This window comes from Actinoplanes siamensis, from assembly GCF_016862395.1.
GTDB lineage: Bacteria > Actinomycetota > Actinomycetes > Mycobacteriales > Micromonosporaceae > Actinoplanes > Actinoplanes siamensis.
This window is the reverse complement of the sequence record NZ_BOMW01000041.1, coordinates 79,432-96,662: the sequence shown is the minus strand read 5'-3', so window position 1 is coordinate 96,662 and position 17,231 is coordinate 79,432. Positions and strand designations below refer to the sequence as shown.

Sequence of the window (17,231 nt, the reverse complement as noted above, 5' to 3'; positions counted from 1 at the left end):
CCGGTTCCTCCTGCGGGTGCGGAGGCTGCCGATCAGACGGCGGCTGTGTCATTTTCGTTCCCCCGAACGGAAAAGCGGCTTTAAGATCGGGCGGAGTAAATTCCAGCGATTCGGAGCGACATCAGCGTCGTTAAAATCGTCGATGGCTTTCGGTGAGCGAACACCTGGCGGCCACGTCCTTTACCTCCCCGGCGGCCGACCGTGCTTCATCGACCGGGATGGCAGCCTACCGGACCCCTGCCAACCAGTTCCGCCCCGGGCGTCAACACTCGAAACCGTCCGAACAGGACAGATTCGGAAGCCCCCGCATTCGAGCCGGCAGCGCCTTTCCGAAAATGGATCAGGGGGCAGAAATGCCGCGCTTTCCGCTCCGCGGGACCACCGGGAACCGGCACTCCCGCCCGGACCACCTTCCTCGACGTCGACGCCCACGCCCGCCCCGACGGCGGGCAGGCTCGCGGCCGGCCCACAGAGGTCCCGCTCAGGAACCCCGACACGCCCTCGCCCCCAGCTGTACCCACTGGGACTGGCGCCCAGCGGCCCCTCCGCCGTCGTGAGACACCTCTGAAGCGCCAGCCGAGAGCGCGACGCGCGGAGCGACCGGGCGCCGGGCGGGGCAAGCACACGGCGAGGCAAGCACACGGCGAGGCAAGCGCACGGCGAGGCAAGCACACGGCGGGGCAAGCGCCGCGCGGGCAGGGTGGCTACGCGGGCGGGGTGGGACGGGGACCCGGCGCGGCGGGCCCACTGCTATGGCGGGTCAGGCGCTCTTTCTGGGGGAGGACCGTGTATTTCGGGTCCCTCGCCGACGCTATGCCGCCCTCGAAGATGCCGAACCGGGTAGCGACCGAAGCGGCCAGCAACGACAGCCCGGACAGCGCGGAGACCACCCGGCTGCGCCGCCCGACGACCGCGCCCGCCACCCCCGCCGCGGTCAGGACGCGCCCGGCCCGCAGCAGCTTCCCGGGACGGCCCTGCGCATACGGCTCGCTGAGCAGCCCCCGGGCGGTCTCCACCCGGTGCGCCCCGTAGAGCTCCATCGCCGCCCCCAGCACCGCCATCCGCCGCGCCGGCCCGGCCTGCTCCGGCGCAGCCGCCAGCAGCCCGACGCCGGCGCCGCTGGCCAGCGCGCTGCCCGCGAAGACGACCGGGAGATCCGGGTACGCCGCGTGCCAGCTGGGGGTGGCGGTGTCGGCGAGCAGCACCGCGGTGTACGTGGCGAGCGCCGGCGCCAGTGCCGCGGCGCCGTACTGGCCGGTCCGGCCGAGCGGTGGCAGGAGCTTGCGCGCCAGGCCGGTGACGCCGCGCGCCGGCAGCAGCGGAGCGGCCTCGGCCACCGCGGAGACGCCTGCCGCGGCGCCGAACGCGCTGAGGATCCACGTGCCCATCGACATCGGCGACGTCGGCTTGGCGACGCGGAGCATGTGGTGGAACCGCTCCGGCCGGCCCAGGTCGTTGACCAGGAAGTAGGTGCTGGCCACCAGCGCGCCCAGCGACGTCAGGCGGCCGGCGCGGCGCAGCGCGGGGCGGCCGGTGGCGTCGCCGCCCGCGGCCAGCAGCGCGGATCCGGCCGCCAGGCCCCCGGTGAACAGGTACGCCGCGATGTCGTGGTGCCAGACCGGCGGCCGCACGATCGGCCGCCCGTAGTACGAGCGGAAGTCGGCGGGCGGCACCATCGGCCGGTCCCTGCGGCCACCGCCCCGCTTCCCGCGCCGGCCATCCGAAGGGCTGGTCACGAACGGCCTCCCAAGAACGACACCACTACGGCCGCGGCCATCGCCAGGCCGGCCAGCCCGGCACGCTTCCACATCTTCGGCAGGTCCCGGGTGGGCACGATCGGGTCCGGCGGCAGACCGTACACCTCGGGCTCGTCGAGCAGCAGGAAGAACGCGCCGTCGCCGCCCACGCCGTCCTCCGGGTCGTGGCCGTAGAGCCGCGCCTCGGTCACTCCCTGCTCGTGCAGTTTCTCCACCCGGTGCCGCGCCCGGCCGCGCAGCTCCTCCAGCTCACCGTACTGGATGGACTGGGTGGGGCAGGCCTTCGCGCACGCCGGGGTCAGCCCGTCGCCGATCCGGTCGTAACACATCGTGCACTTCCACGCGCGCCCGTCGTCCTTGCGCTGGTCGATGACGCCGTAGGGGCACGCCGGGATGCAGTACCCGCAGCCGTTGCAGATGTCCTCCTGCACCACCACCGTGCCGTACTCGGTCCGGAACAACGCGCCGGTCGGGCAGACGTCCAGGCAGCCGGCGTGCGTGCAGTGCTTGCACACGTTCGACATCATCAGCCAGCGGAAGTCGCTGCGCGGCGCGTCCGGGGTCCGCCCGGGGAGATCCCGGCCGGGCATGCCGAGAAACTGCGGCTCCGCCGTGGTCGCGGCGGCCGCGAAGACATCGACAGCAGGTGGTACGCCCGGGGCGGTCCCGCCGTCGCGGGCCGTCCCCGCGGCGACCACCGCGGTGTGCGGGCTGACCGGCGGCCCGGCCGGCACCCCCGCGAACGCCCCCGGCACGTCGGTGCCGTGCCCCCCGCCGGCCACCGGCTGCTCGATGAACGCCACGTGCCGCCACGAGTTCGCGGTCAGCCCGCCGGTGTTGTCGTAGGACTGCCCGAGCAGGTTGAACCCGTCGTCCGGGACCGCGTTCCACTCCTTGCAGGCCACCTCGCACGCCTTGCAGCCGATGCAGACGCTGGTGTCGGTGAAGAATCCCATCCGCGGCGGCGCGTCCGGGTAGCCGGCGTCGGGGGCCGGGTCCAGCGGACCGTAGAAGCTGTTCTTCGACACCATGTCAGGCCTGCTCGTCCTCGGTCAGCAACGGGGTGTGCCGGTCCGGCGACAGGCCGGCCCGGTCGCGGTAGGCACGCACCAGGTCGAGCAGCGCCGGGCCGACCGGCCGCCGGCCCGGCTGGATGTCGCAGGTTCCGACCTTGCTCTCCTGGATCAGCACGTTCGGGTCCAGGGTGATGCCGAGCAGGTCGTTCGCGGAGTCGCCGGTGACCAGGCCGGAGCTGCCCCAGTGGTACGGCATCCAGATCTGGTGGATCACCCGCCCGTCCACGCGCAGCGGGGTGAGCCGGTCGGTGACCAGCACCCGGGCCTCGATCGCGGCACGGGCGGTGACGACGTGCGCCCAGCCCAGGTGTTCCAGCCCCCGCTCGGCGGCCAGTTCCGGGGACACCTCGACGAACATCTCCGGCTGCAGCTCGGACAGGTACGCCAGCTGCCGGCTCATGCCACCCGCGGTGTGGTGCTCGGTGAGCCGGCTGGTGCTGAACACGTACGGGAACACCTCGCCGTGCCGTTCGGGCGGGCTCGGGTTGGTCGGGTTGTCCGGGCGCTCGTACACCTTGCGGGTCGGGTTGGACTGCTGGGTGTAGAGCGGGTTGCGGACCGGGGACTCGACCGGCTCGTAGTGTGTCGGCATCGGGCCGTCGATCAGCCCGCTCGGCGCGTACAGCCAGCCCTTCCCGTCGCCCTGCATGATGAACGCGTCGTCGCCGGCGATCGCCTCGACGCCGCTGGCGCCCTCCGGCGGCCGGTAGCCGGGCGCCTTGTTCCTCTCGAAGTCGGGCACGTCGTAACCGGTCCACTCGCCGGCCCCGGCGTCCCACCACACGTACTTCTTCCGCTCCGACCAGGGGCGTCCCTCGGGGTCGGCGGACGCGCGGTTGTACAGCGTGCGGCGGTCCGACGGCCAGGCCCAGCCCCACTCGCCGGCCACCCAGTTCTGCTCGCTGCCGGGCTTGCGCCGCGCGGCCTGGTTGACGCCGTCCTTGAAGACGCCCGAGTAGATCCAGCAGCCGCAGGCGGTGGAGCCGTCGGCTTTGAGCGCCGTGAAGTTGGGCACCGGCGCCCCGGTGGCCACGTCGTAGCCGTTGATCTCCCGGAGCACCTCCTCGCCGTCGTCGCCCGAGTAGTCCCACGTGAGGTCGAGCAGGGCCCGGTCGCGCGGCAGGGTGGAGCCGGCCAGCTTCTCCCGCATCAGCTGCCCCAGCCGGGTGAAGAACCACAGTTCGGAGCGGCAGTCACCCGGCGGGTCGAGAGCCTTCTCCCGCCACTGCAGCAGCCGCTGGGTCTGGGTGAACGTGCCCTCCTTCTCGGCGTGCGAGGCGGCCGGCATGAAGAACACCTCGGTCCTGCACTGTTCCGGGACGATCTCGCCGGTGGCGATCTCCGGTCCGTCCTTCCAGAACGTCGCCGACTCGATCATGAACAGGTCGCGGACCACCAGCCAGTCCAGGTTCGCCATGCCGAGCCGCTGGGCGCGGCCGTGTGCCGACCCGACCGCCGGGTTCTGCCCGAGCAGGAAGTAACCCTTGATCTTCCCGTCGATCATGCTGAGGACCTGCTGGTAGGTGCCGTGGTCGCCGGTCAGCCGGGGCAGCAGGTCGTACCCCCAGTTGTTCTCCCTTGTCGCGGCGTCTCCCCAGTAGGCCTTGAGCAGGCTGACCGCGTAGGCCTCGGCGTCGGCCCAGAAGCCCTTCTGCGCCGGGTGCCGGATCGAGTCCACCCACTGCTGGAACGTCGCGTGCTTCTCGTGGTGCGGCATCGGCAGGTAGCCGGGCAGCAGGTTGAACAGCGTGGGGATGTCCGTCGAGCCCTGGATGCTGGCGTGCCCGCGCAGCGCCATCACGCCGCCGCCGGGCCGGCCCATGTTGCCCAGCAGCAGCTGGATGATCGCGCCGGTGCGGATGTACTGCACGCCGACGCTGTGCTGGGTCCAGCCCACCGAGTAGACCAGCGCGGTGGTGCGCTCGCGCCCGGAGTTGCTCGTCCACGCCTCGCAGACCTCGAGGAACTTGTCCTGCGGCACGCCGCAGACCCGCTCGACCACCTCCGGGGTGTAGCGGGCGTAGTGGCGCTTGAGGACCTGGTAGACGCAGCGCGGGTGCTGCAGCGTCGGGTCCCGGGGCACGTCGGCGGGCACCGGCGGGCCGTGCGACTCCTGCTCCAGGCCGGAGGCGGTCTCCCGGTCGATGTGCGACTCGACGTGGTCCCGGACCGAGTCGTCCTCCTGCTGGCCCTCGTAGGCCCAGCTGCCCTGGTGGTACGCGCCGGTCTCCGGGTCGTAGCCGGAGAACAGCCCGTCCAGGTCCTCGGTGTCCTGGAAGTCCTCGCTGACGATCGTGGACGCGTTGGTGTACGCGACCACGTACTCCCGGAAGTCCTTCTCGTTGCCGAGGATGTAGTTGATCACTCCACCCAGGAACGCGATGTCCGCCCCGGCGCGCATCGGCACGTAGCTGTGCGCGAGCGCGCTGGTCCGGGTGAACCGCGGGTCGACGTGGATCACCTTGGCGCCGCGGTTCTTCGCCTCCACCACGTACTGGAAGCCCACGGGATGGGCCTCAGCCATGTTGGAACCCTGGATGATGATGCAGTCGGCGTTAGCCAGATCCTGGAGGAATCCGGTGGCCCCGCCACGGCCGAAGCTGGTTCCCAGACCGGGAACGGTGGCGGAGTGTCAAATACGCGCCTGGTTCTCGATCTGGATCGCGCCGGCCGCCGTGAACAACTTCTTGATCAGGTAGTTCTCTTCGTTGTCCAGCGTCGCGCCGCCCAGGCTGGAGATGCCCAGCGTGCGGTTGAGCGGGCGGCCCTCGTCATCGACGTCCTCCCAGGTCTCGGCACGCGCCGTGAGCACCCGCTCGGCGATCATGTCCATCGCGGTGTCGAGGTCGAGTTCCTCCCAGTCGGTCGCGTACGGCCGCCGGTAGAGCACCTTCTTCTGCCGGCGGTCGCTGGTGACCAGGCTCTTGCTGGCCGAGCCCTTGGGACAGAGCCGGCCCTTGGAGATCGGGCTGTCCGGGTCGCCCTCGATCTGGACGACCTCGCCGTCCTTCACGAAGATCCGCTGACCGCAGCCGACCGCGCAGTACGGGCAGACCGAGCGGGCCACCGAGTCGGCGGTCTCGGTGCGGGCGGTGAGGCTCTTCGAGCGCGCGCTCTGGGCCGCGGCCCCACGACCCAGCGGGTCGGTGCCGGTCAGCTGCCGGTAGACCGGCCAGCCCTCGATCCAGGTGCGAACGCCCATACCGAAGACCCTAACCCCGGTGACGATCATTCGCACGGGTTGCGTTTCGTGCCAGATGCCTCGCGCCCTCGTGGTTTATCGACTCACCTCACTAGGATCGTCTGGTTGGGGGGTGTCGATGGGCTCGGAGCGTGATGAGGTGGAGCGGTCCCCGGGACCGTGGGACTCGCCACCGCCCCGCAAGGGGGTTCCGGCGCCGCCACCGGCCGCCTCCGCACCCGCTCCCCCGCCGGATCCGCCGGCCGCGCCCACGCCGGCCGCGGGACGGCCCGCCAACAATCCGTGGGCCTCGGACGCCCCCCCGCGCACCGTTCCGCCGCCGCGCACCGCCGAGCCGTCCCGCACCACCGAGCCCCCGCGGACCGGGCCACCCCCGCGCATCCCCACGCCCCGCACCACCGAGCCCCCGCGGACCGGGCCACCCCCGCGCATCCCGACGCCCGTGCAACCTCCACCGCGGGCCCCGCAGCCGGTCGTCCCCGCGCCGCGGACGCCGTCGGCCGCCCCGGCCGGCGCGCCCGAACCGTGGCGGCCGGCGCGGGAACCGGCTCCGCCCGTACCGCCGGCGCGGCCGCAGCCCACCGCCGTACCCCCGCGGGAGAGCGCGCCGGAAACGGCGCCGGTGTCGCCCCGGCTGCCCCATCTGCTGATCGGCCTGGCGTTGGCCATGGTGCTCGTGGCCACCGGCGGTCTGGTCCGGCTGCGCGGCCGGCCGGACCGGGCGCCGGATCCCGCGGTGGCCGCGGCGCAGGCCGCGACGGCCCTGCGGGATCAGAAAGCCGCGTCGCTGAGGGCCACCTTCTTCGACCAGGCCGGGTTGGACGTCACCGGCGACCTGACGGTGGCGGCGGACGGCACGGCCGGCGGGCGGCTCACCGACTCCGGCGGCGGGACCGCCGAGTTCCTGGCCTCCGGCCCGGATGCCGCGGTGCGCGGGGATCAGGCCTGGTGGGCACGTCGCGACCCGGCCCGGATCGCCGTTCTCCGGGACACCTGGGTACGCCCGGAGGGCTACGCCTTCCCGGTGGAGAGCACCGGGCTGGCGCCGGACGCGCTGGCCGGCCTGATCGACTGGGTCGCCGCCCGCGGGGAGCCGGCCGGTGACGGGCTCGCGGCGGCCGGCCGCCCGGCGGTCGGCCTGCGGCGCGACGGTTGGACCGTGCTGTTCAGCCGGGCCGCGCCGCACCGGCTGGTGTGGTTCGGCGGGCCGATGCGGGACGGGACCCCGCTCGGGCCGGTCGTCGACGGCGCGCCCGGTTCGCCACGGCCGCCCACCCCGCCCTACCTCGGTGTGCTGGTCGATCCCGGGTCAGCCGGGGCGCCCGGCGGGACAGTTCCGCGCGATCCGCTGGAGGAACGGAAGGCGGTGGCGAAGCTGCCCGCCTTCGACGTCACCGTGAACGCGACCACCTGCCGCACCTCCACCTGCTCCTGGACGGTGACCGTGACCAACACCGGGACCGCGGCGGGCGAGGCGTCGGTGATCGCCTCGGTCACCCCCGGAATGCCGGACACCCGGGTGCAGAGACTCGGAGTGGTCAAGCCCGGCCGGACCGTCACCACCGCCCGGATGAGCTTCCCGAATCCGGCCCCGACCAACCGGGATGTGCAGGCCGATTACCGCGCCCAGGTGTACACCCCGCAGATCTACGGAGCGCACCTGGACCTGCTGCGGCGGCTGCAGGAGAAGGGCCTGGTGCCCGGCCGGTCCCGGACGCTGAGCCGGCTCGACCCGAGCACGGTCCCGACCATGCTGTTCGCGCTGGACGCGATGGGCCGGGCCCCGGAATTCGACCCGGACCAGGCCGTCGAGGCCCTGGAGAACGCGGTGGACCGGGGCGCGCTGCCGGAGATCGGGGAGCTGGTCGCGGCCGGGCGCCTGGAGAATCCCGGCATCCTGTACCGGAAACTGCGGGATCCGAGCTTCGAGTACGACGTGGCGGCGCCCGGGACACCGGTGCGGGAGAAGACCGGATCGCGGCGCCAGCTGCAGATCGCGGCCGGGGTGCTGCGGCAGGACAAGGACGCCACGGTGCGGCTCGACGGCGGCGTCGACATCCTCGTGCACACGTCGCAGAAACGGGTCGTCGCCATCGCGGCCAGATCGGTGAGCAGCGACTCGGTCACCGGAAATCTGCGCGGCGCGCTGGCCCAGCTCGGCAAGGGCGCGCCGGAGGGCAGCACCCGGGTCGCGCTGCTGCAGGTGGAGGCGCCGGCCGGGCCGGCGTACACGGCCACGCGGGAGTACTTCGACAGGCGCCTCTGCGCGGGCGACGCGGACGAGGTCGTGGTGGTCAACCAGAGCGGCGTGCAGCGGTGGACCAGGGAGCAGCTCCCCACCACCTGCCGGTGACCGCTCCCGCTGACCACAGCGGGACGAACTGATCACGCTGCGCTGTTCCGCTTGCCCCGTGGCCGGGGCGGCGCGCACGCTCCGTATTCTGCCCTCATGGACGAAGACGTCGCGACCAGCACCGATACGGGCTTCGCCGCCCTGGGGCTGCGGCCCGAACTGCTGCGCGCGCTCGCCGATCTCGGCTACGAAGAACCCACACCGATCCAGCGCGAGGCGATCGCGCCGCTGGTCGCCGGGCACGACCTGGTGGGGCAGGCCGCCACCGGCACCGGGAAGACGGCGGCGTTCGCGCTGCCACTGCTGCAGGGCCTGGCGCCCGGCGCCTCGGACGCACCGGCCGCCCTGGTGCTGGTGCCGACCCGGGAACTGGCCGAGCAGGTGTCGCAGGCGGTCTACCGGTACGGGCGGGACCTGCACGTGCGGGTGCTGCCGGTCTACGGCGGCCAGCCGATCAGCCGGCAGCTGCAGGTGCTGCGGCGCGGGGTGGACGTCGTGGTCGGCACGCCGGGGCGGATCCTCGACCACATCGAGCGGGAGACCCTGCGGCTCGACGCGGTCCGCACCGTGGTGCTCGACGAGGCCGACGAGATGCTGGACATGGGCTTCGCCGAGGACATCGAGGCGATCCTCACCGAGACGCCCGAACAGCGGCAGACCGTGCTGTTCTCGGCGACCATGCCGCCCCGGATCGACGCCATCGCCCGCCGCCACCTGCGCGAGCCGCTGCGCATCCAGATGGGCCGGGACACCGCGGCCGCCGACGCGCTGCCCGCGGTGCGGCAGAGCGCCTACCTGGTGGCCCGGGCGCACAAGACGGCGGCGCTGGGCCGGGTGCTCGACGTCGAGGCGCCCACGGCGGCGATCGTCTTCTGCCGGACCCGGGAGGAGGTCGACGAGGTCACGCAGAGCCTGAACGGCCGCGGGTTCCGCGCCGAGGCCCTGCACGGCGGGCTGAGCCAGGACCAGCGGGACCGGGTGATGGGCCGGCTGCGCAGCGGCGCCACCGAGCTGCTGGTCGCCACCGATGTGGCGGCCCGCGGCCTGGACGTGGAGCAGCTGACCCACGTCATCAACTACAACGTGCCGTCCGCCCCGGAGGCCTATGTGCACCGGATCGGCCGAGTCGGCCGGGCCGGGCGCACCGGCGCCGCGATCACCCTGGCCGAGCCGCGCGAGCAGCGGATGCTCAAGGCGATCGAGCGGCTCACCGGGCAGCGGATCGTCCTGGAGAAGCTGCCCACGGTGACCGACCTGCGGGCCCGGCGCCTGGAAGTGATCCGCACCACCGTCCAGGAGGCCATGGCCGCCGACGACCTGGACCGGTTCCGCTCGGTGCTGGCCTCGCTGACCGACGACGCCGACGTGGAGCAGGTGGCGCTGGCCGGACTGAAGCTGCTGCACGAGGCGAACGGCGGGGACGTGGACGAGCCGGAGATCCCGTCGATCGCCCCGCAGCGGGAGCGCGAGTTCGAGAACCGGGCCGCGCGCCGCGGCTCGAACGGGCCGGGCCGGGGCCGTCCGGCGGAAGACGCCGTGACCCGCGTCTTCGTGGGCCTGGGACGGCGCGCCGGGCTGCGCCCGCAGGACCTGGTCGGGGCGATCGCCGGGGAGGCCGGGCTGCCGGCCCGCGACGTCGGCGCGATCCAGATCACCGACCGGTTCGCGCTGGTGGAGGTGCCGGAGGCGGATGCGGAGCGGGTGATCCGGGCGCTGAGCCACAGCACCATCCGGGGGCGGCGCCCCACGGTGCGCCGCGACCGCCCGCACCGCTGACCTGATGGAATGGACACGTGACGTGGTTCAGTGATCAGGATCTGCGGCGGCTGGCCGGAGCGACGTCGTACGAGCGCGGCAGGGACTACGTGGACGCGGTCGGGACCGTGGACGAGCTGCCGGACGGGGTCGTGGCCACCGTCGAGGGGACCGAGTCCTACGTGGTGCGGCTGACGGACAGCGCCGGGCTGCACGGGGAGTGCAGTTGCCCGTACGGCCGGGACGGCAACTTCTGCAAGCACTGCGTCGCTGTCGGACTGTCCCTGCTGGGTGCGCGCCCCGTGGCGCCGCGCCGCCAGGCGGCGAGGCAAGGCCTGCGCGGCTATCTGCACGCCCTGGGGCCGGACACGCTCGTCGATCTGGTCATCGAGCTGGCCGAGGACGATCCCGCGCTGCTCCGGCGGCTGTCGCTGCGGGCCGCCACCCACGGCGAAACGGATGTCAAGGAGCTCCGGCGGCTGGTCGGCGGGCTGCGCCAGCGCGGATTCCTGCCGTACGGGCGCGGCCTCGACTATGCGCGCAAGGCGAGCGACGTGCTGGACGCCCTCGACCGGGCCGGCGAATCCGCGCCGGCCCGGATCGGGCCGCTGTACCGGACCGCGATCCAGCACCTGACCCGGACGACCGAGCAGGCAGACGACTCGAGCGGGTCGATCGGAGACCAGATCGGCCGGGCCGTCGCCGGATATGCGCGGGCCTGCCGGGCCGCTCCCCCGCGGGATCCGGCGGAGCTCGCGGCCTGGCTGATCGACTTCCGGGTGCAGGGGCCGGGCTGGCCGGAGCTCCCGATCGCCGACTTCGCCGAGGCGCTCGGCGAGTCGGGCCTGGCGGCGTACCGGGCGCGTCTCGCCGAACTCGCCGGTCGCCACCTCGATCCCGGTGACCGCTGGACCGTGCGGCATCTGCTGGAGCAGTACCTGAAAGTGATCGCGAGGGACACCGACGCGCTGGTCGCGATGTACGCCGAGGAGCTCCCCCAGTCCTACCAGTACGTGCGGATCGGTGAGACCCTGCGCGACGCCGGACGCCAGGCGGAGGCGATCACCTGGCTGCGCCGCGGGCTGACCGAGGCGAACCGGCCGGACAGCCGCATCGACTCGCTGCTCGCGGAGCTGCTGACCGGGCAGGGCGAGTACGCGGAGGCCGTCGGGATCCGGTGGCGTCTGTTCACCGAGCTGCCCGACCCCCAGCGCCACCAGGACCTGCTCGACGCGGCCGAACGGGCCGCAACCCTCGCGGAGGTGGCCGAGCGAGCCGCGGCGCACCTGCATCAGCGGGCGGCGAGCGGTGGCTATCAGGCGGACTTCCTGGTCCGGGTGCTGCTGGAGAGCGGGGACGCCGACGGCGCGTGGGAAGCCGCAGTGAGGTACCGGTGCAGTGCCGGCATCCTGTACCGGGTCGGCGAGGTGCGGGCGAGGACGCATCCGGCGGACGCCATCCCGGTTCTCGCCCGCCAGGCCGAGGACAAGATGACCACCGGCACCAAGGGCTATCCGGCGGCCGCCCGGATCGTGACCCAGATCCGTGATCTGCACGAGCGGGCCGGTCTGGATTTCGAGGCGTTCCTGGCGGCCTTGCGGGAACGGCACCGTCGCAAGCCCTCGTTCCTGGCCGCCTTGGACAAGGCCGGGCTCTGACGGGCCGCCGGTGAGGACGGACGGCACCCGCCGGGCGGGAAGCGAGTCATCGATCCGGTGGCCAGCGGTTTCGCCGGCGCAGCGAGCGGAGCCAGGCGCTGCCGCCCGCGCGCCAGGGCCACGGCGGTTCCGAATGGTGTCCATCACCTCCACCTCTCGCCGCGGAGGAACCGCGCCGACCTGGGCCCGGCGCACCACATCCGACGGGCGGTACGGGCCAGGGCCGTCCCTGGCCCGCACGCCGACGCTCAGTCGCAGCTGACCTCGATGGTGACCTGCCGGTTCTTCTGGTCCCAGCGCTTGTCCGGGGGCGCCGACACGCTCGGGTACGGCCCCCACCCCATGCCCTTCGCGGTGATCGCGTTGCGCGCGCCCAGCGCGGACAGCTCCCGCTCGACCCGGTCGGCGCGGCGCTGCGAGAGGTCGCCGGCGCCGTAGTGGGCGACATACCCCTTGATCAGCACCCGGGCGGCCGGATTGCCACCGAGGAAGCCGGCCAGCTTCCCGAGGGTCCGGCGCGCGGCCGCCGGATCGCGGAACTCCGCCTGGTCCGGGACGAAACCGACAGCGCCGTCGTCCGGCAGCACCGACAACGTGTCGCAGGCGAGCTGGATCTCCGCGACCGGGAACCGCACCACACCGACCGCCGGGCTGGTGACCGCCGCGCCACCGGTGTTCGGGCTCTCGTCCAGGATCACCTCGGCGGCGCCGGCCGAGGTGACGATCTGGCGCCACAGGTCGACCAGGAACGCCTTGTTCTTGTCGTCCAGCGGCTCCTGCGGGGACGCCGTGTAGCCCAGCCCGGCCAGCAGGACCTTGCGGCCGCTCAGGTCGGGCAGCAGCTTCTGCCGCCGCAGCGCGTCGGCCACGGCTGCCGGGCGGCGGGACGGCAGGTCGTTCTTCCGGAAGTCGAGCGGGGCGGTGGTCTGCACCCCCGAGTCGATCAGGACGACCGTGCCGCCCCGTCCGGCCGCGTCGGCGGCCAGGCTCAGCGCCTGCAGGACGTTCGCCTCCGGCGCCGCCGCCTTCGCCTTGGCCGGCAGGCCGTCCACCCGGTCGAAGAAGGCGCGCTTGTCGATCTGGAAGTTCTGCTCGGTCTTCGCGCCGGTGCGGAAGGTCAGGGCGTCGACGACGGCCGGCCGACCGTCCACCCGGACGGCGGTGATCGTGCCGCAGCCCTCCGTCGTGGACACCACCAGCTTGCGGATCTCCGGCGAGAGCGCCGGCGTGGGGCTGTTCGCCCGCGCGCCGACAGCGATCGCCAGGCCGGGCGCGGCCGGCTGTGGGCAGTGGAATTCGAACTCGTCGCCGAACACCACGGTTTTCGCCGCGGCGCAACCGGTGGCCAGAGGCAGGCTCAGCGCCACGGCGACGAGTAGCACGGACCGGTGAAGTCTCATGCCGGTAGCTGACGGACCGGATGCCGTCCGTCAGCAAGCTGGCATGGAAGCCACAGCCGAGACCACCTACCCCGCCGCGCTGCGACGCGACGACCGGAACCGGGGCCGGCTCGACGGTGAGCAGGGCCTTCCGTCGCTGGCCGAGGTGCGGCGCCGGCACCAGGAGCTGGCCGGGACAGGCGAGCCGGTGGTCGTGGGCTATCAGGTGGTGCTGCTGGCCGAGCTGAACGAGCGGCTCGACGAGTTGTACGTCGCCTTCGTCCGGCTGGGCCGCGCCACCGCGCTGGAGCTGGACCGGTGCGACGAGCTGATCGACCGGGCCCGGCGCGACGCGGACCGGGCACGGGAGCGTCTGGACGCCGCGAACGCCCCGCTGACCGCCGAGGAGCTGCGGCCACGCAACCCGCAGGAACAGCGCTGGGCCGAGGCGATGCTGCGGCACCGCCGCGAGGTCGCCCGCTCCCGGCGGATCCGGCGCGCCGAGGCCGAGCTGGAACAGGCCCGGGAGGCCGTGGAACGCCGCCGCGCCGACCGGGCCGAGGTGCTGCGCCGGCACCGGGAGGCCGCGGCCGGGCCGGGAGCCGAGGCGCGCCGGACGGCCGAGCTGTATCAGCGGCGCATCGCCGAATACCTGTCCGCGCTCTCGCAGCACCATCCGCACGGCATGACGCTCTACCCGCTGCTCACCCTCCCCCCGGTCCAGCTCCCCGGCTGGGTCACCGAGACACCGCCCGATCCCGCCGACTCTGGGAGCCCGACATGAGGATGCCGAAGGACTGGAAGCGCCGTGCCGAGCTGCGGCGGACCGCGAAGCGGCTCAGGCGGCTGAGCCTGCGGCCGGTGCCGGCGATGGCCGGCGAGGACCGGCTGCGCCAGCGGGTCCGACGGCAGCTGGCCGGAACCGCGCGGTACGGCATCGACGACTCCGTGGTCAGCGCGGTCCACGAGGTGATCGAGTCGCACGTGGTCGAGATGGAGGTGGAGATCCTGCGCCGGCACACCGCCGAGGAGGTGGAGCTGGGCAAGGCGCAGGCGCAGATCGACGGGCTGGTCACCCAGTACGACCACGACGAGGAGAGCCGCGGCGGCCGGATCCAGGAGCTGAAGTACGTCAAGCGCGGCGCCCGGCGCGGCGTCGAGCAGCGCGACACCCCGATGCCGGCCGGCCCGGACGGCATCGAGGAGGCCGGTTACCAGACCGGCAACGTCGGCGAGCTGGCCGGCCGCGGCCTGGTCACGATGGTGGTGCTCTACGTCGTGCTGGCGCTGGCGATGGTCGCCGACCTGATCACCTTCCGGCAGGTGGTCGAGCGGATGCTCAACGACGCCACGGTGTTCCCGCTGGTCGTGGCGCTGACCGTGACGACGACGTACGTGGCGCACCTGGCCGGCGAGTGCCTGCGGCGGGCCCGGGAGACGCGGCGCCGGATCCGGCGCGCGGTGCTCGGCTGGGGGCTGGCCGGCGTGTGGCTGGCGATGGGGCTCGGCGCGTTCGTCTTCCGGCTGCTGGCGCCCGCCCCGCCGAGCGGGGACGCGGCGAGCGCCTGGGCGAATGCCGGCCCCGCGCCCGCCGACGACGGCCAGGCGCTGGGCGCGGTGCTGATGCTGCTGCTCTACGGGCTGACCGGGGCGATCGCGCTGACCGCCGGATACCACCGGCCGCGCGCCGAGGTCGCCCAGTACACACGGACCAGCAGGCGGCTGCGCCGGGCCGAGCCGCGGCACGGCGCCCTGCTGCGTGACGCCGCGGAGGCCCGAGCCCTGCGCGCGCAGCTCGACGAGCTGCGGGACAGCCGCAAGCGGCAGTACGCCGTGGAGATCGACAGGTGCCGGTCGGCGGCCCGGCGGATCCGGGCCGAGGCGGCCATCCTGATCCGGCAGCTGCGGCTGGAGCCGGAGCAGAGCTGGCTGCGGCGGCGCCTGTCCGGCCCGCGCCCGGCCCCGGCGCAGTCCGAGCCGGAGCCAGGGCCGCCGCAGGCGCGGGAGGACTAGCGGTCACGGGTGCGGCGCCAGCTCACCGACTCCACGGTGTAGCCGAGCGCCGCCAGTGCGCGGTCCAGCTCGCGTCTGGTCTCCGCCCGGTTCGGCACGCCCACCCACCAGGCCCGGCCGTCCGGGCCGGCGCCGACCTGGATGGGCGGGGCCGGCGGCTCGTACTCCAGGAACTCGGTGTACCGCGCCCGCGCCAGCGGCGTGCGCAGCAGCATCTCCTGGTTGGCCGAGCCGCGCCAGATCCGCCCGGTGGGCGCGGCCGCGACGTACCGCCCGGTGATCAGCACGTCCGCCAGGGCCGCGGTCCCGCGCTGCTCGTCATCGAGCTCGGCCAGCTCGTAGCCGGTGTAGACCAGCAGGTCGAAATCATCCAGACCGATTTCCCGTACGCCGTTGAGCAACGCCCCGAGCGCCCGGGCCTGACGCAGCGGCTCGCCTCCGCTGACCGTGAGCCCGTCCGCCCCGGCCTCGGCCGCCCGCCGCACGTCGTCCAGCAGTTCGCCGACGCCTGCCGCCACTCCCCCGTCCGGGTCCCAGGTGTCCTTGGCGATGCACCCCGGGCAAGCCAGCGGGCAGCCCTGCACCCAGAGCCCGAGCCGCCGCCCGTAGCCCAGCGCGGTCACCGGGAAGTGCGCCCGGGCCAGCCGCAACGACTCAGTCATCGGCCGCCTCCCCGGCGTCCGCGTCCCCGGCCGGTCCGCCGGTCTCCGGATCACCGGCCGGCCCCGCGGCCGCCCGGCTCCGGTGGCGCATCACGGCCTCGGTGAACGTCGGGTCCGCCACCGCCTCGACCAGGCCCTGGTAGTACGCCTCCTCGGCGGCCCGGTACGCGGACCGGACCGCCGCCTCCCGGTCGGCCGTCCGCCCGTCTCCGTCTTGCCCGCCGTCGCCCGGGGCCAGCACCGCCCGGAAGTCCGGGTTGATCCGGGCGCCCATCCGCTGCACCACGTCGACGGTCCGGTTGCGGATCCGCCGGCTGCGGGCGAACGCCTGCTGGAACGGGTGCCGCTGAGCCAGGCCCAGCAGGTACGCCATCGCGCAGGCCAGGAACAGCACCACGTCGAAGACCACGACCAGCGTCGCCGGGGTGAGGCCGAGCGCGGCGGTCCGCGACGCGTCCGGCGCCGGGCCGCCCGCGCCGGTGACGCCGTGGTCGAACAGCGACGCGGCGAGCAGCCCGAAGCCTCCGATGATCGCGAGCGTGGGCAGCAGCAGCACGAACGTGAGCACGGCCAGCGGCCGGTCGTACCCGGTCGCGTGCCGGTGCCGGAACAGCTGCCCGGACACCAGCGGGCCGGCCACGGTGGCAGCGGCGATCGCGCCGGTGAGCACCCGGCCGGTGGTCCGGCCCAGGTCGGTCAGCGGCAGGTAGGCCCCGGCCACGTAGTGCTCGATGACGAACACCACGACGCCCAGGAACAGCAGGATGAACACCCGCCAGAGCAGGCCCATCGGCGGCGCCTCGCCCTCCCAGACCGGGTGGTCCAGCGGGGGCAGCGGCAGCCGCTCGGCGTCCAGGTCCCGGCGGCGCAGGTAGGCGCGCAGCGAGCGGTCCTCGTCGAGCTGCTCACGGGCGGCCACCCGGGCCATCCGGTCCCGGGCCTGGCGCATGTCCCGGTCCGCGTCCTGCGCGGCGTCGTAGAGGCCGGCCAGCACGTCCTCGGTCTGGCGCTGCCGGTCGCGGTGCTCGTGCAGGGCGGTGTCCCGGCGGCGGCGCAGCGCCGCCACGTACGCCGGCGCGCCCACGGCGTCCGGCGGGTCGCCCTCGTGCCCGAAGGACCAGCCGTCGTACAGGTAGGCCGCGCCGTCCTCGAGGCCCTTCTGCCGCGCCTCGGCGATCAGCCGGCCGGCGTCCAGGCGCGGGTCCACGAGCGGCGGGGGCAGCGGCGGCAGCAGGCCGGCGTCCGGGTCCCGGAGGACCGCGAGAGCCTGGCCGAGACGACGGCCCCACATCTGCGGATAGGTCACCGGTCCGTCACTTCCTCGGTAGCAGGTTTCGGTGGTCACCAGACTTCTGGCGGACCGGAGCACGGAGGTG

10 protein-coding genes and 1 pseudogene are annotated in these 17,231 nt (G+C 73.8%); 5 read left to right on the top strand and 6 right to left on the bottom strand.

Annotated features, from left to right (window positions below):
* Positions 1-704 precede the first annotated feature (704 nt).
* From nrfD to fdh, 3 genes and pseudogenes are all read right to left on the bottom strand, one after another.
* On the bottom strand, positions 705-1,676 hold the full coding sequence (nrfD, locus tag Asi03nite_RS21900) for an NrfD/PsrC family molybdoenzyme membrane anchor subunit (protein WP_203682297.1): 972 nt from the start codon (positions 1,674-1,676) through the stop codon (positions 705-707).
* 56 nt (positions 1,677-1,732) lie between these two features.
* The gene (locus Asi03nite_RS21895; protein WP_203682296.1) at positions 1,733-2,788 is read right to left on the bottom strand and encodes a 4Fe-4S dicluster domain-containing protein; all 1,056 of its coding nucleotides are present in this window, start codon (positions 2,786-2,788) and stop codon (positions 1,733-1,735) included.
* A gap of 13 nt (positions 2,789-2,801) precedes the next feature.
* A pseudogene (gene fdh / locus Asi03nite_RS21890) lies at positions 2,802-6,035 on the bottom strand (formate dehydrogenase); the annotation flags it as partial.
* A 442-nt stretch (positions 6,036-6,477) separates the two neighbouring features.
* Here fdh and Asi03nite_RS21880 point away from each other — a divergent pair.
* The 3 genes from Asi03nite_RS21880 (at position 6,478) to Asi03nite_RS21870 (ending at position 11,801) form a co-directional block, all read left to right on the top strand.
* Positions 6,478-8,388 (top strand): hypothetical protein, encoded by a 1,911-nt coding sequence (locus tag Asi03nite_RS21880; protein WP_203682293.1) that lies wholly within the window; start codon positions 6,478-6,480, stop codon positions 8,386-8,388.
* 96 nt (positions 8,389-8,484) lie between these two features.
* Complete coding sequence (locus Asi03nite_RS21875; protein ID WP_203682292.1) at positions 8,485-10,164, top strand: DEAD/DEAH box helicase; 1,680 nt, start codon at positions 8,485-8,487, stop codon at positions 10,162-10,164.
* Positions 10,165-10,181: 17 nt separating this feature from the next.
* Positions 10,182-11,801: an SWIM zinc finger family protein gene (locus tag Asi03nite_RS21870; protein ID WP_203682291.1), complete on the top strand. Its 1,620-nt coding sequence runs from the start codon at positions 10,182-10,184 to the stop codon at positions 11,799-11,801.
* A 248-nt stretch (positions 11,802-12,049) separates the two neighbouring features.
* Here the strand turns inward: Asi03nite_RS21870 and Asi03nite_RS37995 are convergent, their stop codons facing one another.
* Positions 12,050-13,201, bottom strand: coding sequence for an OmpA family protein (locus tag Asi03nite_RS37995; protein ID WP_239102842.1), 1,152 nt, complete (start codon positions 13,199-13,201; stop codon positions 12,050-12,052).
* Positions 13,202-13,244: 43 nt separating this feature from the next.
* On the opposite strand from Asi03nite_RS37995, the gene Asi03nite_RS21860 reads away from it, so the two are divergent.
* Entirely contained in the window at positions 13,245-13,964 is a 720-nt protein-coding gene (locus tag Asi03nite_RS21860; RefSeq protein WP_203682290.1) for a hypothetical protein, read from the top strand.
* Complete coding sequence (locus Asi03nite_RS21855) at positions 13,961-15,193, top strand: hypothetical protein (protein WP_203682289.1); 1,233 nt, start codon at positions 13,961-13,963, stop codon at positions 15,191-15,193. Before Asi03nite_RS21860 ends, Asi03nite_RS21855 begins: the two co-directional genes overlap by 4 nt.
* Here Asi03nite_RS21855 and Asi03nite_RS21850 read toward each other — a convergent pair.
* Positions 15,190-15,855 (bottom strand): 4Fe-4S single cluster domain-containing protein, encoded by a 666-nt coding sequence (locus tag Asi03nite_RS21850; RefSeq protein WP_203682288.1) that lies wholly within the window; start codon positions 15,853-15,855, stop codon positions 15,190-15,192. The genes Asi03nite_RS21855 and Asi03nite_RS21850 overlap by 4 nt on opposite strands.
* Positions 15,848-17,161, bottom strand: coding sequence for a hypothetical protein (locus tag Asi03nite_RS21845; RefSeq protein WP_203682287.1), 1,314 nt, complete (start codon positions 17,159-17,161; stop codon positions 15,848-15,850). The genes Asi03nite_RS21850 and Asi03nite_RS21845 overlap by 8 nt, the downstream gene beginning before the upstream one ends.
* Between the last annotated feature and the right edge of the window lie 70 nt (positions 17,162-17,231).